Origin of the sequence: Nocardioides acrostichi, assembly GCF_015319165.1 — a bacterium.
GTDB lineage: Bacteria > Actinomycetota > Actinomycetes > Propionibacteriales > Nocardioidaceae > Nocardioides > Nocardioides acrostichi.
Genome location: NZ_JADIVZ010000004.1, coordinates 240,392 through 259,445 on the forward strand (window position 1 = coordinate 240,392; position 19,054 = coordinate 259,445).

Annotated in this window: 18 protein-coding genes, 4 tRNA genes and 1 pseudogene; 5 read left to right on the plus strand and 18 right to left on the minus strand. The window is 69.2% G+C overall.

Annotation, left to right across the window (positions count from 1 at the left end; genetic code table 11):
- Nucleotide 1: 1 nt before the first annotated feature.
- The 3 genes from thrS to ISG29_RS10995 form a co-directional block, all read right to left on the minus strand.
- Nucleotides 2-1,999, minus strand: coding sequence for a threonine--tRNA ligase (gene thrS, locus ISG29_RS10985; protein WP_194503458.1), 1,998 nt, complete (start codon nucleotides 1,997-1,999; stop codon nucleotides 2-4).
- A 125-nt stretch (nucleotides 2,000-2,124) separates the two neighbouring features.
- Entirely contained in the window at nucleotides 2,125-2,718 is a 594-nt protein-coding gene (locus tag ISG29_RS10990) for a hypothetical protein (RefSeq protein WP_194503459.1), read from the minus strand.
- A gap of 87 nt (nucleotides 2,719-2,805) precedes the next feature.
- The gene (locus ISG29_RS10995) at nucleotides 2,806-4,044 is read right to left on the minus strand and encodes a S53 family peptidase (protein ID WP_194503460.1); all 1,239 of its coding nucleotides are present in this window, start codon (nucleotides 4,042-4,044) and stop codon (nucleotides 2,806-2,808) included.
- Between the two features lie 822 nt (nucleotides 4,045-4,866).
- Here ISG29_RS10995 and ISG29_RS21830 point away from each other — a divergent pair.
- Together ISG29_RS21830 and ISG29_RS21835 are read left to right on the plus strand one after the other, a co-directional pair.
- A complete protein-coding gene (locus ISG29_RS21830; RefSeq protein ID WP_407940197.1) occupies nucleotides 4,867-5,226 on the plus strand; it encodes a tyrosine-type recombinase/integrase in 360 nt (119 codons plus the stop codon).
- Nucleotides 5,165-5,674 (plus strand): annotated as a pseudogene (locus tag ISG29_RS21835) (helix-turn-helix domain-containing protein); the annotation flags it as partial. The gene ISG29_RS21830 and the pseudogene ISG29_RS21835, both read left to right, overlap by 62 nt.
- A gap of 33 nt (nucleotides 5,675-5,707) precedes the next feature.
- Here ISG29_RS21835 and ISG29_RS11010 read toward each other — a convergent pair.
- The 3 genes from ISG29_RS11010 to ISG29_RS11020 all read right to left on the minus strand — a co-directional run bounded on the left by ISG29_RS11010 (nucleotide 5,708) and on the right by ISG29_RS11020 (nucleotide 5,959).
- Nucleotides 5,708-5,782 (minus strand) — tRNA-Val (locus ISG29_RS11010).
- 1 nt (nucleotide 5,783) lies between these two features.
- A tRNA-Cys gene (locus ISG29_RS11015) sits at nucleotides 5,784-5,854 on the minus strand.
- Between the two features lie 32 nt (nucleotides 5,855-5,886).
- Nucleotides 5,887-5,959, minus strand: a tRNA-Gly gene (locus ISG29_RS11020).
- Nucleotides 5,960-6,061: 102 nt separating this feature from the next.
- On the opposite strand from ISG29_RS11020, the gene ISG29_RS11025 reads away from it, so the two are divergent.
- Nucleotides 6,062-6,907: an aminotransferase class IV gene (locus tag ISG29_RS11025; RefSeq protein WP_194503462.1), complete on the plus strand. Its 846-nt coding sequence runs from the start codon at nucleotides 6,062-6,064 to the stop codon at nucleotides 6,905-6,907.
- A gap of 38 nt (nucleotides 6,908-6,945) precedes the next feature.
- Nucleotides 6,946-7,020 (plus strand) — tRNA-Val (locus tag ISG29_RS11030).
- A gap of 220 nt (nucleotides 7,021-7,240) precedes the next feature.
- On the opposite strand, the gene ISG29_RS11035 is transcribed toward ISG29_RS11030, so the two are convergent.
- Together ISG29_RS11035 and ISG29_RS11040 are read right to left on the minus strand one after the other, a co-directional pair.
- Complete coding sequence (locus ISG29_RS11035; RefSeq protein WP_194503463.1) at nucleotides 7,241-7,381, minus strand: hypothetical protein; 141 nt, start codon at nucleotides 7,379-7,381, stop codon at nucleotides 7,241-7,243.
- Nucleotides 7,382-7,480: 99 nt separating this feature from the next.
- Nucleotides 7,481-7,798 carry a hypothetical protein gene (locus ISG29_RS11040; protein WP_194503464.1) on the minus strand — a complete coding sequence of 106 codons (318 nt, stop codon included), beginning with the start codon at nucleotides 7,796-7,798 and terminating at the stop codon, nucleotides 7,481-7,483.
- A 439-nt stretch (nucleotides 7,799-8,237) separates the two neighbouring features.
- Between ISG29_RS11040 and ISG29_RS21300 the strand changes: the two genes are divergently transcribed.
- Complete coding sequence (locus ISG29_RS21300; RefSeq protein ID WP_194503465.1) at nucleotides 8,238-10,154, plus strand: DUF4041 domain-containing protein; 1,917 nt, start codon at nucleotides 8,238-8,240, stop codon at nucleotides 10,152-10,154.
- A gap of 31 nt (nucleotides 10,155-10,185) precedes the next feature.
- Here the strand turns inward: ISG29_RS21300 and ISG29_RS11050 are convergent, their stop codons facing one another.
- From ISG29_RS11050 to ISG29_RS11095, 10 genes are all read right to left on the minus strand, one after another.
- The gene (locus ISG29_RS11050; protein ID WP_194503466.1) at nucleotides 10,186-10,644 is read right to left on the minus strand and encodes a cytidine deaminase family protein; all 459 of its coding nucleotides are present in this window, start codon (nucleotides 10,642-10,644) and stop codon (nucleotides 10,186-10,188) included.
- 479 nt (nucleotides 10,645-11,123) lie between these two features.
- Nucleotides 11,124-12,416, minus strand: a complete 1,293-nt coding sequence (locus tag ISG29_RS11055; RefSeq protein ID WP_268927683.1) for an alpha/beta hydrolase domain-containing protein — start codon at nucleotides 12,414-12,416, stop codon at nucleotides 11,124-11,126.
- Nucleotides 12,416-12,823 carry a carboxymuconolactone decarboxylase family protein gene (locus ISG29_RS11060; protein WP_194503468.1) on the minus strand — a complete coding sequence of 136 codons (408 nt, stop codon included), beginning with the start codon at nucleotides 12,821-12,823 and terminating at the stop codon, nucleotides 12,416-12,418. Before ISG29_RS11060 ends, ISG29_RS11055 begins: the two co-directional genes overlap by 1 nt.
- 5 nt (nucleotides 12,824-12,828) lie before the next feature.
- The gene (locus ISG29_RS11065) at nucleotides 12,829-13,701 is read right to left on the minus strand and encodes an NAD(P)-dependent oxidoreductase (RefSeq protein ID WP_194503582.1); all 873 of its coding nucleotides are present in this window, start codon (nucleotides 13,699-13,701) and stop codon (nucleotides 12,829-12,831) included.
- Between the two features lie 5 nt (nucleotides 13,702-13,706).
- Nucleotides 13,707-14,453, minus strand: coding sequence for an SDR family oxidoreductase (locus ISG29_RS11070; RefSeq protein ID WP_194503469.1), 747 nt, complete (start codon nucleotides 14,451-14,453; stop codon nucleotides 13,707-13,709).
- Nucleotides 14,454-14,563: 110 nt separating this feature from the next.
- Nucleotides 14,564-16,048 carry an aldehyde dehydrogenase gene (locus ISG29_RS11075; RefSeq protein WP_194503470.1) on the minus strand — a complete coding sequence of 495 codons (1,485 nt, stop codon included), beginning with the start codon at nucleotides 16,046-16,048 and terminating at the stop codon, nucleotides 14,564-14,566.
- Nucleotides 16,045-16,686 carry a nuclear transport factor 2 family protein gene (locus ISG29_RS11080; RefSeq protein ID WP_194503471.1) on the minus strand — a complete coding sequence of 214 codons (642 nt, stop codon included), beginning with the start codon at nucleotides 16,684-16,686 and terminating at the stop codon, nucleotides 16,045-16,047. The genes ISG29_RS11075 and ISG29_RS11080 overlap by 4 nt, the downstream gene beginning before the upstream one ends.
- Nucleotides 16,687-16,688: 2 nt before the next feature.
- Nucleotides 16,689-16,907, minus strand: a complete 219-nt coding sequence (locus tag ISG29_RS11085) for a ferredoxin (protein ID WP_194503472.1) — start codon at nucleotides 16,905-16,907, stop codon at nucleotides 16,689-16,691.
- Nucleotides 16,904-18,268: a cytochrome P450 gene (locus ISG29_RS11090; protein ID WP_194503473.1), complete on the minus strand. Its 1,365-nt coding sequence runs from the start codon at nucleotides 18,266-18,268 to the stop codon at nucleotides 16,904-16,906. The genes ISG29_RS11085 and ISG29_RS11090 overlap by 4 nt, the downstream gene beginning before the upstream one ends.
- A gap of 5 nt (nucleotides 18,269-18,273) precedes the next feature.
- On the minus strand, nucleotides 18,274-19,053 hold the full coding sequence (locus ISG29_RS11095) for an SDR family oxidoreductase (RefSeq protein WP_194503474.1): 780 nt from the start codon (nucleotides 19,051-19,053) through the stop codon (nucleotides 18,274-18,276).
- Between the last annotated feature and the right edge of the window lies 1 nt (nucleotide 19,054).

Below are 19,054 nucleotides of genomic sequence, written 5' to 3' on the forward strand. Positions count from 1 at the left end.
ATCACACCTGCGCCCGGGTGGCCACCGCCTGGGCGACGCGCTCGATGGCCTCCGCGATGGGCACGCCGTTGTCCTGGTGGCCGTCGCGGTAGCGGAACGACACCGCGCCGGCCTCCATGTCGTCCTTGCCCGCGATGAGCATGAACGGGATCTTCTCCAACTGAGCGTTGCGGATCTTCTTCTGCATCCGGTCGTCGGAGTCGTCGACCATGACGCGCAGGCCTTGCGCCTTCATCTGCGCGGCCACCTCGCGCAGGTAGCCGACCGCGAACTCGGCGACGGGGATCGCCTGCACCTGCACCGGGGCCAGCCACGGCGGGAACGCGGCGCCGTAGTGCTCGGTGAGCAGGCCGACGAAGCGCTCGATGGAGCCGAAGAGGGCGCGGTGGATCATCACCGGGCGCTGCCGCGAGCCGTCGGCGGCGGTGTACTCGAGCTCGAAGCGCTCGGGCAGGTTGAAATCGAGCTGGATCGTCGACATCTGCCAGGTGCGGCCGATGGCGTCGCGCGCCTGCACGGAGATCTTCGGGCCGTAGAACGCCGCGCCGCCGGGATCGGGCACGAGGTCGAGCCCGGAGGCGGTGGCGACCTCGCGCAGCACCTCGGTGGCCTCGTGCCAGGTGGCGTCGTCGCCGACGTACTTCTCGGCGTTCTTGGTCGACAGTTCGAGGTAGAAGTCGTCGAGGCCGTAGTCGCGCAGCAGGTCGAGCACGAAGGTGAGCAGCGAGCTGAGCTCGTCGCGCATCTGCTCGCGAGTGCAGTAGATGTGGGCGTCGTCCTGCGTGAACCCGCGAGCGCGGGTGAGGCCATGCACGACACCGGACTTCTCGTAGCGGTACACGGTGCCGAACTCGAAGAGCCGCAAGGGCAGCTCGCGGTAGGACCGACCGCGCGAGCGGAAGATGAGGTTGTGCATCGGGCAGTTCATCGGCTTGAGGTAGTAGTCGACGCCCGGCTTGTCGCCCTGCGGGTCGAGCTGGAGCGCCGGGAACATGCCCTCGGCGTACCAGTCGAGGTGTCCGGAGGTCTCGAAGAGCTGCCCCTTGGTAACGTGCGGGGTGTAGACGAACTCGTAGTCCGACTCCTCGTGCCGGCGCCGGGAGTAGTCCTCCATCTCCTTGCGCACGATGCCGCCCTTGGGGTGGAACACCGCGAGGCCGGAGCCGATCTCGTCGGGGAAGCTGAAGAGGTCGAGCTCGCGGCCGAGCTTGCGGTGATCGCGCTTCTCGGCTTCCTCGAGCCGGTGCAGGTAGTCGGCGAGCTCGTCCTTGGTGGGCCAGGCGGTGCCGTAGACCCGCTGGAGCATCTTGTTCTTCTCGTTGCCGCGCCAGTACGCCGCCGCGCTGCGCATCAGCTTGAACGCCGGGATGCGCTTGGTGGTGGGCAGGTGCGGGCCGCGGCACAGGTCGCTCCAGGCGACCTCGCCGCCGCGGCGCAGGTTGTCGTAGATCGTCAGCTCACCGGCACCGACCTCGACGCTGGCGCCCTCGGCGGCGTCCTCGCTCTGGCCCGAGCCCTTGAGACCGACCAGCTCGACCTTGTACGGCTCGTGGGCCAGTTCGGAGAGTGCCTCGGCGTCGGTGGTGACCCGGCGGGAGAACTTCTGGCCCTCCTTGATGATCTTGCGCATCCGGGTCTCGATCTTGTCGAGGTCGGCGGGCGTGAACGGGGTCTCGACGTCGAAGTCGTAGTAGAAGCCGTCGGTGACCGGCGGGCCGATGCCGAGCTTGGCCTCGGGGTAGAGATCCTGCACGGCCTGGGCCATCACGTGGGCGCAGGAGTGTCGCAGCACGTCGAGGCCGTCGGGGCTGTCGATGGCGATGCCCTCGACCTCGTCACCGTCGGCGAGCTCGTAGGAGAGATCCTTCAGCTCACCGCCGACCCTCGCGACGATGACGTCGGGTGTCTCGGTGAACAGCTCCCAGGCCCGGGTGCCGGTCGTGACCTGCCGCTCCGCACGCTCCGATGCGTTGACGACGGCGATCTTCAGGTCCGACACGGGTCTGCTCCTGGTGCGTTCTCGAGATCCCCGACCGGGCGGCAGGGGCTGACCGGCTCAGGGTATCGGCGCCTCCCCCACCTTCGCGCGGGGGTTTGGCCGGGCCGAGTGATCGGGAGCGGTCGTCAGCGACGGGCGATCGTCTTGACGACCGCACCGGACTGCTTGGGCTCGGTGAGGGTGTGGGCCGTGCGCTTGATGCCGTAGGCCGTCACGTACGCCGCAGCGTTCTTGCCGCCCTCGAGGTGGCTGCTCAGGGTGAGCGTCACAGTGCCGGCGTCGGTGTCCCAGTCGGCGTCGAGGTCCGAGGCCTTGATCGGCCCGGAGCTCTCGACGTTCAGATCCTGGAAGCCGCCGATGATCTCCGGACCGTCGGCGCCGTCCTGGGTCTGCATCGTGACGTGCACGTCGCGCTTCTGCCAGGAGTAGACGACCACGAAGCGCCCGGACGCCGGGTCGAGGCCGGGCACGTCGAGGGTCACCGAGAGTTGGTCGGGCCCGAAGGTCGCCGAGACCTTCTTCACCACCTGGGCCTCGGTCGAGACCGGCGCGTCGCTGGTGCTCTCGGTCGGTGACGGAGAGGTGGTCGCGCTGCTGGAGGCGGTGGTCTCGTCGGTCGCCGTGCCGGTGGTCTCGTCACCGCACGCGGCCAGGCCGAGCCCGAGCACGGCTGCGAGGGCCAGGGCGGAACTACTGCGGGCGGCGAGGGAGGCGTCCATACCTCTCAGGATGACACGCGCACGCCGGCCCCACCGCGATCATCCGGTGAGGCCGGCGTGCTCAGGAGGTGGCGCGACGGCTGAGGATCAGAAGGCGCCGACGCCGTTCGGCGTGCCGAGACCGGTCGGGCCGTCCCAGCCGGCACGCGCGTTGCACCACTGCGTGGTGGGGCAGGTGCCGTTGCTCCCGCTGGTCACGTCGAAGAGTTGGCCGCTGTTGGCGTACGGGATCGCGTTGGCGTAGCCGGAGGTGTTGCCCGACAGCGCGTAGACCGAGGCGATGATCGGGGAGGACTCGCTGGTGCCGCCGATCTGGCCCCACGTCGAGGCGTTGCGGCTGGTCGGGTAGTAGACGGCCAGGCCGCCGTTCGACGGATCGGCCGCCGCGGAGACGTCGGCCATGGCCCGCTTGGAGCATCCGGTGTCGTAGCTCGACGCCGCTGCGAGCGCCGTGTTGTAGGTCGAACAGCCGGAGCCGGCGCCGTCCCAGACCGACTCGGACCAGCCGCGCGTGTTGCTGGCCTTGACCAGGCTGGTGCCGCCGACAGCCGTGACGTAGGCGGACGATGCCGGGTAGCTGCCGCCCTGGTAGCCGTTGTCGCCGGTCGAGGCGGTCACGGCGATGCCCGGGAAGTCGTAGTACTTGCCGTAGGTCGTGTCGGCTGCGTCGCCGCCCCCGTAGGAGTTCGAGATCGCGACGACGCCCGACTGCTTGGCCGCGGTCTGCACGGCGGTGCCGAGGTTGGCGAACGAGGCGGTCTTGGCCTGGACCACGACGATCTTGCAGTCGGGGCATGCGGCCGAGACGGCGTCGACGTCGAGCGCCTGCTCGCCGCCCCAGCCGACGTCGGTGCGGGGGTAGCTGGTGCCACCGTTCTGGTCCACGATCTTCAGGCAGCCGTTGGCCGTGGTGCAGGCCGGCAGCCCGAACTGGCTGCGATAGGTGGCCAGGTCGCGCTCGAGGTTCGGGTAGCCGTAGGCGTCGACGATCGCGACGGTGCGGCCACCGGACGTCAGGCCGGTGAGCTTGTAGGCGTCTTGGAGACCGGCAGGCGTGAGCCCGGTGCTCGGCGGGGTCGTGGACGCCAGCCGGTTGCCCTTGCCGTTCACGACGATCTTGGCGCCACACGCCGCGGTGGCCACGGACTGCTTGGCCGCGGCCGCACTGCTACACAGTCGCTGGCTGTGCATCTGGCCGGTCGGCGACGCCGACGAGGCGACAGCCGCCGGGGCCGCCGAGGCGGCCGGGCTGCCGACCACGCCGGCCAGGGCCGACGTCGCGAGGGCCGCCGAGGCGGCGAAAGAGAGGAGAACAGACTTCTTCACAAACGCTCCTAGTGTGCATAGGAGGCTCCCGAGATGGTGGAGCCCGCTCTGGTCAGAGCACTCACACTCTGGCGGCGCGCAAGGAAGTTGTATAGGTCGATCGTGTGGAGGCTTGCTGATTTTCCGGTGAGAGCCGCGTGAGGACGCACGGACCATGCGTCGCCTCGGCTCAGGTGCCCACGTCGCGCGGATCGGGGACACGACCCGCGCGACGTCACCCCCGGCCGCACCTCGCACCTCGCAGCGCCGGCGGAGTGTGGGCCCGCCAGGCTCGCGGGAAGCGTTGCACTGGTCTCATACCCGGTCATCGCCTGGCTATGCGCCGGACCAGACCACGCTGGAGACCCGAGGACAGCAGTCTCGCCGGTGGAGCGCGACCTCTCGTTGACGAGCCTCACGGGCACACTGTCCAAGCACACTCCTCGTTCCCCTGCTCGACAGAAGCTGAGGCAACCGCGACTCGTAGACGAAACGGCGGCGCCGGGTTCATCGGCGACATCGGCGAGGATCGGGGCGATGAGTCCTGACCCGCGCGATCGCCGGGAGCGTAAGGAGCGCAGCCCGAACGGTCGGCGGTTCCTCGCCGGATGATCCGCACGACGGCGTCTACTCCGCGCGCCACCGCGCCGACGACGCGTCGCAGTCCGAGCCCCGCAGTGATGTCCTCGACTCGTGTCCGGTCAAGGTGCGAGCCACCATGCGTGCCGCGCTCACCACCGTGGCATCAACGCGGCCGAAGCGTTTCGCTAGGCCGAGATCCACATGGAGATCTGGGTTCCGGATGCGGCGATTCGCGGTGCCTCGCAGCGCGCGGTGCCGACGATGAGGGCGTACGGCGTCCAGTGGCTCGAAGGTCGCAAGACCCGTGGCCGCGAGCTTCGGCCGACCACCCGCCAGCAGTACCGGATGCTGCTCGACACCCACATCTACCCGACCTTCGGCGACGAGCGGCTCGACCGGATCACCGCCGAGGACGTCACCAGAGTTGCCCCAACTACGTCGTCCATATGGGTTATCGCCCATACGCTGATGAACGAGAGGAGTCACCACGGCCAAGGAGTTCTCCGAGTATGCGCGGGGGCGTCGTGCCGACCAGAGCGCCGAAGGGCGCGAGGCCGAGCGCGTCTTTCGTGCTGCCTACGCCTTCGGTCATGCCATCTACTCGGCCCGGAAGGCCCGTAACCTTCGCCAGTCAGACCTTGCCGAGCTCAGCGGCGTCGCCCAGGCGGACATCAGCCGCATCGAAGGAGGACAGATCGCGCCGACCGTCCCGACCCTGCTGAAGCTCGCCGACGCGCTCGGTGCTCAGATCCAGTTCGTGCTTCCTCCGGCCGACGGCAACACCGCTGACTCGCAGGCCGCACATGAGGTGTTCGCGCTGAGCGTCGGCGCTTGGTCCGACGCGGATACCAGGAGCGGGGCTGGCGACTTCTACGGCGCGAGCACGGGACGCAGAGTCACGAAGGACGAAGAGCCGTGTTCGCGCAGCAGTGCACGAGTCCGCTTGTCCAGGTCGACGATCGTGTTCCCCGACGCCTTTGCCTCGACGGTGGTCACGCCGCGGACTCGGGGGCGAGAGGGGCGGTGCACGTTCGGTGCACGGTGGCCCGGAATTGCGAACCGCCCCTGATCTGTTGTCGCAGGTCAGGGGCGGTTGAGAAGCTGGTGGGCGATACTGGGTTTGAACCAGTGACCTCTTCCGTGTCAAGGAAGCGCGCTACCGCTGCGCCAATCGCCCGAGGTGGAGACGGGATTTGAACCCGTGTAGACGGATTTGCAGTCCGTTGCCTCGCCTCTCGGCCACTCCACCGTAGGAGGTCACACCGTGAGGGAGACCCTCCGAGCGGACGACGAGGCTCGAACTCGCGACCTCAACCTTGGCAAGGTTGCGCTCTACCAACTGAGCTACGTCCGCTTGCGACTCCGGGGCGGGCCCCGGCGTGCGTCGTGAACAGTAGCGGATGCCCAGGAGGCCGCCAAATCCACCCCGAGGACGGCGCGTCCTACAGTTTCGGGCATGCGCGCATGGGCCGATGGACGTCTCCTCAACCGGGCCGACGAGGCCGTTCTTCCGGTCACTGACCACGGCGTGACGGTGGGCGACGGCGTATTCGAGTCGGTCAAGGTGGTCGACGGCCGCCCGTTCGCTCTCGACCTCCACCTCGATCGCCTCGTGCGCAGTGCCGCCGGACTCGGGCTCATCGAGCCGAGCCGCTCCGATGTGCTCACCGGCGTGCGCGCCGTGCTCGCCGAGGAGCACCTGCCCCTGGGCCGGTTGCGGATCACGCTCACGGGCGGCCCGGCACCACTCGGGTCGGGTCGAGGCGACAGCCCGGGCACCCTCATGGTCGTGGCGGCACCGATGGCGCCGCTGTCGGCGTCCACGTCGGTCGTGACGGTCTCGTGGACCCGCAACGAGAACAGCGCGACCGCCGGGCTCAAGACCACCAGCTACGCCGACAACGTGATCGCCTTGGCCGAGGCGGCGCGACGGGGTGCCAGCGAGGCGATCTTCGCCAACACGCGGGGCGAGCTGTGCGAGGGCACCGGCTCCAACGTCTTCTACGTCGTGGACGGCGAGCTGCGCACGCCCAGTCTGGCCAGCGGCTGCCTTGCCGGCGTCACCCGCGCCCTGGTGCTCGAGTGGGTCGAGGCGGTCGAGGTCGACGAGCCCCTCGAGGTCGCGGCCGGAGCCGAGGAGGTCTTCCTCGTCTCGACCACCCGTGACGTGCAGGCGGTGACGCGCTGGAACGAGCGCGAGCTCGCCGCTCCCGGCCCCGTCACCCGGGCTGCGGCAGCGGTCTGGAGGGAGCGTGCACCGGAGCTCTTCAAGGGTGTCGAGGACTCAGCGGCGCCGATGTGATCGAGCGCGCGACCATGCGCTACAGTCCAACACCGCACGGGCGATTGGCGCAGTGGTAGCGCGCTTCGTTCACACCGAAGAGGTCACTGGTTCGAACCCAGTATCGCCCACCACCTCTCCAGACCCCCTCCGATCTGCGAAGCAGCAGGTCGGAGGGGTTTCTGCTTCCTGTGACCTGCGGTCCTCCAGGGCAGCCGCCAACGCTTCTACTCGCCAGATGTGGAGCAAACGCTCAGAGGTGGAGCAAGCGACAGGTCTCCACGTCGACCAGACGATGGGCATGAGGCGCTTGGGGGCTGCGTGCTGGTCCCTGACCTTGTTGACGTACCTCCCCTAGAGGCACCTAGCGGCGCCGAAGCCGCCCACGATCCAGCCCCTGGCCACCCCGCCACCGGTGGCCGCGCTGACCACGAAGGCGATGAATCCGGTACCGCCGCAGATGACCTCGACCCTCTTCACCTCGACATCGGCCATGGTCCCCTTCGTCCCCCTAGCGTGCACACCTAGGCATCGGCGACGGAGAGGAGGAACTGCGCGTTGGTCAGCGGGTGCATCCACCACGCGTCCTCCCGCTCAGTCGGCTCGACGCCGGTGACGGGCTTGGCGTTGGGGTGGTGGTTCGTGCCGCACGTTCATGCGGTGCTTGATCCCATGGGGGAGCTTGGTGCCCTTGGCGGTCTTGGACTTCGCGCTGGACCAGCGGTGCTTCGTCTTCGGCTCGTACTGGCCGGGGCTCGGGCACGGCCCGTCGGCGCAGACGGCCCCGCCGGTGGCGGCCATGGCGCGATCGAGAGCGGGGAACGCCACGAAGGCCGCGACCAGGCCCAGGATGATGGCGAGAACGATGGCGATGACCCATGAAACGACGGTTCGAGCGTTGCGGTTGACCATAAGGCCTCCTGCTTCCGAGAGGTCGAGGTTGAGGGTGCTGGACAGTTTGCCTGGCCATCGCTGACCCAAACGTCGCTCTCCACAAGACGTCGTGAGCCACCCCCGTCAACGGTCGTTCTCAGATGGAAGGGATGGGCCAATCGGTCGGCAAAGCACGTGACCAGACGGGAAAGCGCGCAGCTGAGGTAGCGTCAGATCACGTCGAGCCTGGCACTGTTCGTGCAGTTCAGAGAGCCTTCTTCTCAGATCAGAAGCGACAAGGACGCGACTCGGCGATGAACGTTCACACCGAAGAAGTCACCGGTGCGAACTCGGTGTCGCCCATCACCTGCTGAACGGCTCCGGATCTGCGCAAGCGCAGCGTCCGGGGCTGTTTCTCATGGCCTCGACCCTCCACGCGACAGATGCGCCATCTCGCGTGGTGAGGCATCGTCACCCCATGAGCGAACCTCCGGTGATGTCCCCGGGTGCCAACCGCGAGCTTCCGGCCCACACTCTGAGCGCCTACGTCGACATCGTCATGTCGCACGTGAGCCGGCCGGGCGTCGATCTCGACCTGTCCGTCGTGGCGGTCGACTCGGGTGGGCGCGTCACCCACGAGAACGACTTCGTCTTCTTCAACAACACCCGGCATCGGTCCGGGAGCGTGGAACACCTCGGCCAGCGCGCGTCCGGCGGTCGTTCGTGGGATGCCGCACGCGTGCACCTATCGAGGGTGCCGGGCGAGATCCACGCCCTGCACGTCACCATGAGCGGGGAGCATGACGGGTTTGCCGCCGTCCCCGACCTGCGCGTGGAGATCGTCGATCACCTCTCCTCCACGATGGCACTCATCGACCTGGGCGCTCTGCAGACCGAGAGCGCGGCGATCGCACTCGAGCTCTACCGGCGTTCTGGGTCGTGGAAGGTGCGCGCCGTCGCGCAAGGGTGGGACGCCGGGTTCGGGGCCCTGGTCGAGCACTACGGCATCGCCGTCGAGGAGCCCGTCCAGGCCACGCCGCCAGTGGCCCCGCGAGCGACTCCTCCCCCACCTCCCGCACCCTCGCCGCCGTCTGGCCATCCGACCCCGCAGTCGCCCCCTCCTCCGGAACCTGCCCCGGGGCTAGCGTCCGCCCGTCGCGGACTGTTCGGTCCGCGACGCAAGGATCTGGAGCGAGAGCTCCAGGCCACGCGTGCACAGGTCGCCTCGCTCGGCATCCTCGATGCCATCGAGTTGAGCCGGCTCACCGAGGAGCGCCGTACCGAACTCGCGACCGTCCACCGCGAGATCGCCACGGCCAGGGCCGAACTCGACCTGCTGCGCAGTCAGGTCGTGGAGACCGACGACGTCTACATGCTCCAGGCGGCGGGCATCTACGAGTTCGCACACCCGCTGGAGAGCTCGGTCGCCCACAAGGACCGCCTCAAGACGCTCAAGGAGCGCTACAAGTCGCTGACTCGCGCCCAACGAGCCGTCAGCGCCACCACCAACTGGACGATCAACGGCTCCGTGCAACAGGGCGCCAAGATGGTCAAGGACACCTCGAAGCTGATGCTCCGTGCCTACAACGCAGAGGCCGACAACTGCGTGCGCGTCGTCCGGCCCCACTCTCTCGAGACGAACGTGCAGCGCCTGGAACGCGCCCGAGACGCCATCGCCAAGCTCGGAGCGATCATGTCGATTCGCATCACCGACGAATACCACCGCCTGCGGGTCGAGGAGGTGCGGCTGACTGCCGACTACCACGCGAAGGTGGCCGAGGAGCGAGAGGCCCAGCGTGAGGCTCGCGAGCGCGAACGCGAAGACCAACGCGCCCAGCAGGAGTACGAACGTGAGCGTGAACGGCTCCATCGCGAGCGAGCCCAGGTGGAGCGAGCCCTCGACGTCGCCCTGAGCGGCACGGCGGACCAGGCGGCGGTAGAGCAGCTGCGTCAGCGGCTTGCTGCAGTAGACGACGAACTGGAGGAGGCCGCCGTGCGAGCCGCGAACTCACGCCTCGGATTCGTCTACGTCATCTCGAACATCGGCGCCTTCGGCGAGAAGATCGTCAAGATCGGCATGACGCGCCGGCGCGAGCCCATGGATCGGGTGCGCGAGCTCGGCGATGCGTCGGTTCCCTTCCTGTTCGACGTCCACGCCCTCATCTTCAGCGAGGACGCTCTCGGGCTCGAGGCCCGGCTCCACGCGGCGTTCGCCCACCGCCGCGTCAACCGGGTGAACCTGCGCCGCGAGTTCTTCTACGTGACCCCGAGCGAGGTACGAGCCGAGTTGACGAAGCTCAAGAACGAGCACCTCCTGGACTTCACCGACACTCCGCTCGCAGACGAGTGGCGTCGCAGCGTGGCGATGGCGGGCGGCCCGGGATCACAGGCCTGACCGGTTCCGTGCGTTCGGCCGGAGCCGGTCCTCAGCCCTCGGCCGGCACCGAGCCCCCCTCCATGCTCCAGGCGGTGGCGAGCGGCATCAGGTCGGCGATGGCGACGCTGCGTGGCCCCCGAGGCGTGGGCAGGACGACCCGGATGTCGGGGTGGTAGTCGAAGAGCACCTGCCGGTCGCGGCCGCACGGACCCACCACACCGCGCCCGTGGTTGCCCACGGCCGCGATGACGGTGATCTCGCGTGCTCCCCCGGCGCGCGCCGCCCCCAACGCCACCAGTTCGGCGCAGGGTCCACCGGTGAAGTGATAGAGATTCACCCCCGTGAACACGCGTCCGTCGGCGGCGCGCACGGCCGCCCCCATGGTGTGCACACCCTCCTCGTCGGGGCCGGCGTCGGTGTTCTCGTCGATCGCGCGGCGAGCGAGATCGACGAGCTCCTCGTCTGCATCGGTGAGCTCGCGGGCGGACGACGGAAGCGTGGGTCGCATGCCTCGCACCGTAGCTGCCGGGCGAACGTCCCGAGCACGTGAAGAAGGCGTGCAGAAGCGTTGTGAACCCTGGACTCCCGCGCCAGAGCGGGCACTGTAGGGGTCACCGGCCACGAGCTGGAGCACGACGTGAACGCCGCGAGAAGGTGGTGTGGGAGCGCCCCTTGCTGAGCGATCCGTCGTGTCAGGCCCCCGGAGCAGACCGCGAACCCGCTCCGGGGGCCTTCGCGGCCCCCGGGGTGAAGAACTCGGCCGGCGTGTCCGCTCACTGCCGCCCACTCACGCAGAAGGGAGCCCCGTGTCGGGGACTCCGGGGCTCCCACGCCGGCCCGGTGCGGGAGGGGCCAGCGCGACGCGGCAACGGCCTCCCCCCGGAGTCGTGCCTGCGTCGGCAGGTAGGACACTACGGACCGCGCCGTCGCGATGGCACGGTCAGAACGGGTGGTTCCCCCGATCCGCGGCGGCATAGTCCGATAGGACTACGCGTCGACCTGATCCGCCCGCACCACTGCGTCTGCGAACAGTTCGTCGAGATCCTCCGCGAGCGCGAAGCCTGCTCCGACCATGGCGCGTGCCGCGTTCTCGTACTGGGTCAGGTACTCCTCGCGCGAGGAGTACAGCCCCGCCACCGTCGCGCTGTCGAGCGCAGTGGTCGAGCCGAAGAGTTGGCAGATGATCGTCGCCTCGGGGGTCGAGAAGCCACTCAGCATCTCGACGGGCACGTCGACCGCCGGAGTCCGCACGCCCCCGCGGGTGTTGCCGACCTCGTCGAGCACGTAGGCGCCGCAGCGCACCTCCAACTCCTGCGCCGACGGCGGCGCCTGATCGTCGCGCACCCACTCCTCGAGGGCTCGCAGGGCGGCCCGCAGCACGAACACCTGCTGCCCCCGGTTCACCGGCGTGGGACAGCCCAGGAACTCCTCGAACTCACCGATCTGGAAAAGGTCGGCGTGGGCGGTGCCGGCAACCTCCCACGTGCGTAGCGAGGGCCCGTCGGGCTGGCGTGCCGGAAAGGAGTTCATGCGCCCCAGCACGTCGGTCTCGGTCTGCACCACCACCACACGCGCGTCGAGGTCGTCGGGCAGCCTCCCGACGTTCGAGGCCAGGATCTCGGCCATCGTGTACTGCTCCGCCGCGGGTTCGGACGGCGGCAGGGCGCCGCCGCGCGAGTGCACCAGGAAGCCGTGGAAGACGCGGTGCTGCACGTGAACCGACGCGAGATAGCGCGAGAGGGTGCAGGCCGACTGCGACTCCCCCGCGGCCAGCAGCAGCTCGGCATCGACGAGGCCTCCGACCGCGACCGCGATCTGGGAGTAGATGTCGAAGCACCAGGCGTCACCCGGATGACTCATCGAGCCGTAGCGCTCCGGATCCTCCCCCTTGAGTCCACCCGGAGCGCCCAGGCCCTCGCCCACCGTCACGGAGCCGGTGCCGCCCTCCACCCCGACGTACTGAGCCGAGACGGCCGCGTAGACGTGGCCCCGGCGCACGATCTCGGCGGACACGTAGGTCCACTCCGGCGCCGCCTCACGGCCGCTGCTCACGTTGAGCCACTCGACCACGGCAGTGCCACTAGCCGCGGTCTGCGGAGGCCGTCGGAGGACCACCCGCACGCAGTAGGGCGCCTCGGCGCCCGAGACCGAGACCGCGGTGCCGGAGGCGAGGTACTCGGTCTCGGTCCAGCCGATCGCGGCCAAGTCCACCGGCGGTCTGGCCCCCGCCAGTCTCACGTCTCCCGCAGGAAGCTGGCGCAGCTCGGCCGCCGGACGCATCAGGAGCCGCTCGCCTCGGCGGCGGCCTTGGCCTTCGCGCGCTCGGCCTTGCCGATCGTCTCCTCCACGATCTGGTTCAGCTTCGAGCCGTCGGGCCAGCCGGCGTAGTGGCAGCACATGATGACCATCTCCCGGAGCTCGATGGCGTCGAACTCGCCGTTGGCGTAGGCGGCCGGCACCTGGATGCCGAGCACGTCGGCGTAGCCCTTGCCGGCCAGCATGCCGATGAGCAGCAGCCGACGGTCCCGCGTCGTGAGGCCGGGCCGCTGCCAGATCTCACCGAAGAGGTGGTCGACGGTGTAGTGGAAGAAGTCGCCGTCGCCGTCGGACATCTCGAAGCCGTAGACCTCCTCCATCTTCTCCAGTCCCTCACGGCGTGCCTGCGGGAGGTCGTCGAACTTGCCCATGGGTCTCACTCCTCGTCCTTGCTGCTCGGCATGCCGAGCCCGTCTGCCAATCGCGCCAGCGCCAGCTTGGCCAGCGGCACCTCGACCCCCAGGTCGTCGGCCAGCTCGGTGGCGAAGGTCAGATCCTTCTCGCCCAGCGACACGACGTGCTCGAACACGCCGAACCAGAAGTCGTCGCGAGCGATCGGGGCGGTCGTGTCGCGATACATGATCGCGCCGGGGCCACCCGTGATCGCGTCGGTGTAGCGGACGACGTCGCCCAGCGCGGCGAGGTCGAGACCCGCGGCCTCGGCGAGGCGCTGCGCCTCGGTCGCGGCCGTGAAGGCGGCGAAGTGCATCATGTTGCGCGCGAGCTTGAACATCGTGCCCGCGCCGATCGGACCGGCGTGGATCACCTTCTCGCCCATCGCCTCCAGCACCGGACGGGCCGCCTCGAAGGCGGCGTCCTCACCGCCGACGAGGATCGCCAGCCGCCCGTCCGAGGCACCCATCGCGCCGCCGCTGACCGGCGCGTCGAGCACCCGGACGCCGTGGCGCGCAGCCACGTCGGCCAGCTGGGCCGGCGTGCCGGTCGCCACGGTCGAGTGGATCACGACCGTGGTGCGGTCGCCCGATACACCCATCACCTCGCCGAGCACGTCGCGCACCTGGTCGTCGTCGCGGACCATGACACAGACGACATCGCAGTCACGGGCCAGGTCGGCCACGCTGCCGTGCACGGAGGCGCCCGCCTCCTTCAGCTCGGCGAGCGGCGCTTCGGCGATGTCGAAGACTCCGAGCGAGAAGCCGCGCTCGGCCGCCTGCGAGGCCAGCCGGAGCGCCATCGGCTTGCCGATGTTGCCCAGTCCGACGAACCCGACGTTCAGCGCAGCAGCCATCGCACTCACGCCCGGAAGGTCTGGCCGCCGTCGACGGCGATGATCTGGCCGGTGATCCAGGAGGCGTCGTCGGAGAGCAGGAAGAGGCAGGCGCCGACCATGTCGTCGACCTCGCCCATGCGCTTGAGGGCCAGGTTCTTGACCAGTTCCTTCGACGCATCGCCGGCCTGGGTGCGGGTGGCCTGGGTGTCGGTCGGGCCGGGGGCGATCGCGTTGACGCGGATCCCCTGGCCGCCGAGCTCGTGCGCCAACTGCTGGGTCAGGCCGTTCACCCCGACCTTGGCCAGACCGTAGAAGCCGGAGTAGAGGTAGGCCGCAGTCGAGGACTGGTTGACGATCGCGCCCCCACCCCGCTTCTGCAGGGCCGGCAGGCAGGCGCGGGTCATGACCAGGGCGCCGTCCATGTTCACGCTCATGAACTTCTTGTAGTAGTCCCAGTCGACCGAGATGAGCAGGTCGAAGGCCATGTCGCCGTAGATGGCGGCGTTGTTGACCAGGTAGTCGATGCCCCCGAAGGCCTCCGTGGCCGCGTCGGCCATGGCAGCCGCCGACTCGTGGGAGGAGACGTCGGTCGCGACGAAGATCGCCGTGCCGCCGTCGGCCTCGATCTGCTCGACGACCTGCTGGCCGGCGTCCTCGTTGAGGTCGGCGACCACGACGGACGCGCCCTTCGCGGCGAGCGCCTTGGCGTAGGCCTCGCCGATGCCCTGCGCCGCGCCGGTGACGACGGCGACCTTCTCTTCAAAGCTCATGGTGGTTGTTCTCTCCTTGATTCGTGATCGGTTTCGACCCGCCGTCGCGACCTCGTGCCTCAGTCGCGGGCGTGCTCAACCCGCTGTCTGGGCGAGCGGCGTTCGCAGGCTCACGCCGGCTCGGCCAGCGTCTTCGTCTCCAGGTACTCCTCGAAGCCGGCGACGCCCATCTCACGCCCGATGCCGGACTGCTTGTAGCCGCCGAAGGGAGCGTCGGGGGCGAACCATACGCCGCCGTTCACCGCGATCGTGCCGGTGCGGATGCGGGCGGCGACCGCCTTGGCGCGCTCGAGATCCCCGGAGTCGACCGAGCCGGAGAGGCCGTAGTCGGACTCGTTGGCGATGCGGACGGCGTCGTCGTCGCCGTCGTGCGCGATGACGACGAGCACCGGGCCGAAGATCTCCTCCTGCGCCAGGCGCGAGGAGTTGTCGAGGCCGGCCACGACGGTCGGCTCGATCCAGAACCCGCCGGCGAGCTCGCCGTCCTTCTCGGCCACCTTGCCGCCGCAGGCGAACGTGCCGCCCTCCTGCTCGGCCAGCTCGAGGTAGGCCGCGACCCGGTCGCGCTGGACCGCCGAGATCACCGGGCCGCAGATCGAGCCGGCGCTGGCGGGGTCGGCCGTGCCGATGCTCGACATGCAGTCGGCGGCGGCCTGGACGGCCTCGTCGTACTTCTCGCGCGGCACGATGAGGCGCGTGGTGATGGCGCAGCCCTGACCGGCGTGCATGCACGCCGCGAAGGCGGTGGCACCGGCGGCGCCCGCCACGTTGGCGTCGTCGAGCACGATGGCGGCCGACTTGCCGCCCAGCTCGAGGAACGTCTTCTTCAGCGTGGCTGCACCGGCCTGCATGATCGTGCGCCCGACGGCCGTCGAACCGGTGAAGGAGACCATGTCGACGCGCGGGTCGGTGGTGAGCATCGCCGCGACGTCGTTCGACCTCGGCATGACCACGTTGAACACGCCGGCCGGCATGTCGGTCTTCTCAGCCACGAGGCGCCCGAGCTCGGCCCCCACCCACGGGGTGTCGGGGGCCGGCTTGAGCACCACGGTGCAGCCGGCCGCCAACGCGGGGCCGATCTTGGCCAGGTTGATCTGGGTGGGCACGTTCCACGGCGAGATCGCCGCGACGACGCCGACCGGCTCGCGGTGCACGGTGCGCCGGGTCGGGATGCCCATCGGCTGGGCCTCACCGAGGTCGGTCTCGAACTCGTAGTCCTCCAGCAGGTCGGTGACCCACTTCAGGCCACCGACGGGGACGTCGAAGCCGGCGGCGCTCATCATGAAGTCGGGCATCCCGACCTCGGCGGTGGTGAGCGCCTTGAAGGCGTCGGCCTCCTCGACCAGCGCGTCGTGCAGTTGGCGCAGGCAGCGCACCCGCAGGGCGTGGTCGGTCGCCCAGTCACTCTCGTCGAACGCGCGCCGGGCCGCGCCGATGGCGGCGTCGACGTCGCCTGCGGTGCTGTCGGGCGCCGTGCCGATCTCCTGGCCGGTGGCCGGATCGAGGATGGGGTAGCTCGCGCCGTCGGAGGCCGGCGCCAGCTTGCCGTCGATCAGCTGCTGGGCTGCGGGGATGGTGAGAGTCAGGCGGCTCATGCGGAGGCCTCCGGGGCGCTGGTCTGGGTGAGGTACTGGCCGGCCTCGACCGGCGGCGGCCACACGGTCGAGGGCATCTCGGCGTAGCGGTAGTGGCCCGGCACCTCGAGGCCGGCCACCGACATCCGCTTGAGCAGCGTGTCGGGGGCCTTCTTGGCGCCGAGGATCTCCATGAAGGTGTGCGTGGTCGAGGGCATGTCGAACCAGTCGCGCTGCCAGGCGAACTTGAGCTGACCCTCGTCGGCGCCGGAGGTCTGACGCTCGATGCCGAACCACGAACCGCCGATGCCGAGGATCTCGTACTCCTCGCCGGTCTGGTCGTCGATGATGCCGGACTTCTGCTTCCAGAAGCCCACGACCATGCCCTTGGCCTCGTCGATCACCGAGCACATGTAGTCGTAGTGCCAGCCGTCGAGGCCGTCCATCTCGATGCCGATGGCGTAGTCGCGGATCTGGTCGCGACCGACGGCCATGAAGTGTTCGTCGGGGGCGTACATCCACCCGTAGGTGGCGTCCTCGGCGTAGTGCTCGGCCATGACGCGCCAGTCACCGGTGCGTTCGGCCTCGCGGTTGATCTCGAGCCAGGAGTCCCAGAACTCCTCGATCTCGGCCCGGCTCAGACCAGCATCCAATCCCACGGTCACTCCTCCTCGAGGTCCAGCGCCATCGCTGGGCAGTACTTCACGGCTTGCTTGACGGCGTCCTTCTCGGAGGCCGGGGGGTGCTCGTCGAGCACGACGACCACGTCGGCGTCCTCGTCGAAACCGAAGACGGCGGGCGCCTCGCCCTGGCAGAGCTGGTGGCCCTGGCAGACGTCGAGGTCGGCGGTGACTCGGTAGCCACCCGCACCGGCGCTCACTTCTGCCGCCTCTTGTACCTGGCGCGGCAGGGGCGCTGGAGCTGGATGACCATCTTGGAGTAGTCGTCGCGATAGCTCTCGCTGGGCTGCGTGAGCTCGAACTCGAAGTCGCGCAGCAGCACCGAGAAGATCGCCTTGATCTGCATCATCGCGAAGGCGTTGCCGACACAACGGTGCTTGCCGGCGCCGAACGGGATCCAGGTCCAGCGGTTCTGGAGATCCTCCTGGCGCTCGTCGAGGTAGCGGCCGGGGTCGAAGGACTCCGGGTCGGGGAAGTCCTCGGGCAGCCGATTCGACACCCGCGGCGAGGACGCCACGATGGTGCCCGGCGCGATGGCGTGGCCGGCGAGCTCGATCTGCTCCTGCACGACCCGCATGAGGATGATCAGCGGCGGGTGCAGCCGCAGCGTCTCCTTGATGACCGCCTCGAGCTTCGGGATCGAGCGCAGCGCCTGGAAGGAGATCTCCGAGCCATCGGCGTAGAGGTCGTCGAGCTCGGTGGTGACCTCGGCCATCACCTCGGGGTGCCGCATCAGCTCGATGAGGGTCCATGCCGAGGTGCCCGAGGAGGTGTGGTGCCCCGCGAACAGCATCGAGATGAACATGCCGGTGATGATGTCGGCGTCGAAGTCGACCGAGATGAGCACGTCGAGCAGGTCGCGGTCCTCGCGGGCGACCTTGCCGCGGGCCTTGCGCTTGTCGATGATCTCCTGCACCAGGGCGACCAGCTGCTCACGGGAGCGGTCGCGGATCTCGAAGGACTCCACGCCCTCCATGTAGGGGTCGACGTAGGCCAGCGCGTCGGTGCCGCGCTCGAGACCGTGGTAGGCCTCGGCGAACCGGCCGTCGATCTCCTCACGGAACGGTCGACCCACCAGGCAGGCGGCGGTGTTGTAGATGGTGAGCTCGGCGAAGAAGTCGAGCAGGTCGATCTCGCCCTCGTCGCCCCAGTCGGCGACCATGCGGTTGATCTCGGCCTCGATGGTGCTGGCGTGGCCACGCATCTGGTCACCGCGCAGCGCTTGGGTCTTCAGCGCCTGCTGACGCTCCTCGGGCGAGGCGTCGAAGACGACGCCCTTGCCGAAGATCGGCGTCATGAAGGGGTAGGCCGCGGCCTGGTCGAGGGTGGCGTCGGGGGCCTTGAAGAACTGCTCGTTGACCTCGCCGCCGGTGACCATGACCACCTCCTTGTCGGCGATCCGGAACCGGCCGATCTCGCCGCACTCGGTGTAGACACGCTGGAACAGCGCCACCGGGTCCGTGCGCATCTCGGCGAGGTGGCCGTGGCCGTCCTCGTCGGGTACCGCGACGGAGACCTCGGGGATGTCGGCCAGGGCCGACTCGGGCTGGGTGGCAGTCATGGGTGTCAGTCCTCCACTGGGGCTTCGGGCGAGACCTCGACGAGGTTCATGTGGACGCCGCGAGGCGCGTCGATGACCGCCTTGATGGCGTCGGCGTGCGGTTGCGGCGCAAGGAAGTGCTGGTGTCGGGCGTGACCGAACTTGACCCACCCGTTGAGGACCATCGCGGTCTCCTCCGGATCCCAGTCCATGCCCATCTCGCTCCACGTCGGCCCGGGGCGCACGACCGAGACGCGCACGCCCGTGCCCTCCATCTCCATCTGCATGGCCGCGGCGAGACCCTCGAGCCCCCACTTGCCGGCGGCGTAGCCGCCCATGAAGGGGCGGGCCCGCACGGCGACGTCGGAGGAGATGACGACCAGGTCGCCACGCCTGCGCTCGACCATGCCGGGGAGGAACGCCTTGGCCAGACGTTGTGTGCCCACGATGTTGACGTCGAGCTCACGCCGCAGCGTGGCGGTCTCCATCTCGTGGATCCGGCCCGGTGCGATGAGGGCAGCGCCGGAGACGACCGCCTCGATGTCGCCGAGATCTGCGATCGCCTTCGCCGCGAACTCCTCGACCGAGGCGTCGTCGGCGACATCGAGCGCATGGGCAGTGGCCTCTCCCCCGGCTTCTCGGATCGTGGAGACCAGCGCCTCCAGCTTCTCCACCCGCCGGGCGCCGACGGCCACCGGGTAGCCGCCCGCAGCCAGGGTCAGCGCCGTCGCCTCACCGATGCCCGAGGATGCTCCGGCGATGACGACCGGACGACGATCGGGGCGGGCGTACTTCTCAGAGGGCATG

Coding starts and splice junctions, on each gene's coding strand:
- ISG29_RS10990 (WP_194503459.1), bottom strand. CDS start 2,718: ATGGACGCCTCCCTCGCCGCCCGCAGTAGTTCCGCCCTGGCCCTCGCA.
- ISG29_RS21830 (WP_407940197.1), top strand. CDS start 4,867: ATGAGGGCGTACGGCGTCCAGTGGCTCGAAGGTCGCAAGACCCGTGGC.
- ISG29_RS11025 (WP_194503462.1), top strand. CDS start 6,062: ATGCGCGCATGGGCCGATGGACGTCTCCTCAACCGGGCCGACGAGGCC.
- ISG29_RS11035 (WP_194503463.1), bottom strand. CDS start 7,381: ATGGCCGATGTCGAGGTGAAGAGGGTCGAGGTCATCTGCGGCGGTACC.
- ISG29_RS11040 (WP_194503464.1), bottom strand. CDS start 7,798: ATGGTCAACCGCAACGCTCGAACCGTCGTTTCATGGGTCATCGCCATC.
- ISG29_RS21300 (WP_194503465.1), top strand. CDS start 8,238: ATGAGCGAACCTCCGGTGATGTCCCCGGGTGCCAACCGCGAGCTTCCG.
- ISG29_RS11050 (WP_194503466.1), bottom strand. CDS start 10,644: ATGCGACCCACGCTTCCGTCGTCCGCCCGCGAGCTCACCGATGCAGAC.
- ISG29_RS11055 (WP_268927683.1), bottom strand. CDS start 12,416: ATGCGTCCGGCGGCCGAGCTGCGCCAGCTTCCTGCGGGAGACGTGAGA.
- ISG29_RS11060 (WP_194503468.1), bottom strand. CDS start 12,823: ATGGGCAAGTTCGACGACCTCCCGCAGGCACGCCGTGAGGGACTGGAG.
- ISG29_RS11065 (WP_194503582.1), bottom strand. CDS start 13,701: ATGGCTGCTGCGCTGAACGTCGGGTTCGTCGGACTGGGCAACATCGGC.
- ISG29_RS11070 (WP_194503469.1), bottom strand. CDS start 14,453: ATGAGCTTTGAAGAGAAGGTCGCCGTCGTCACCGGCGCGGCGCAGGGC.
- ISG29_RS11075 (WP_194503470.1), bottom strand. CDS start 16,048: ATGAGCCGCCTGACTCTCACCATCCCCGCAGCCCAGCAGCTGATCGAC.
- ISG29_RS11090 (WP_194503473.1), bottom strand. CDS start 18,268: ATGACTGCCACCCAGCCCGAGTCGGCCCTGGCCGACATCCCCGAGGTC.
- ISG29_RS11095 (WP_194503474.1), bottom strand. CDS start 19,053: ATGCCCTCTGAGAAGTACGCCCGCCCCGATCGTCGTCCGGTCGTCATC.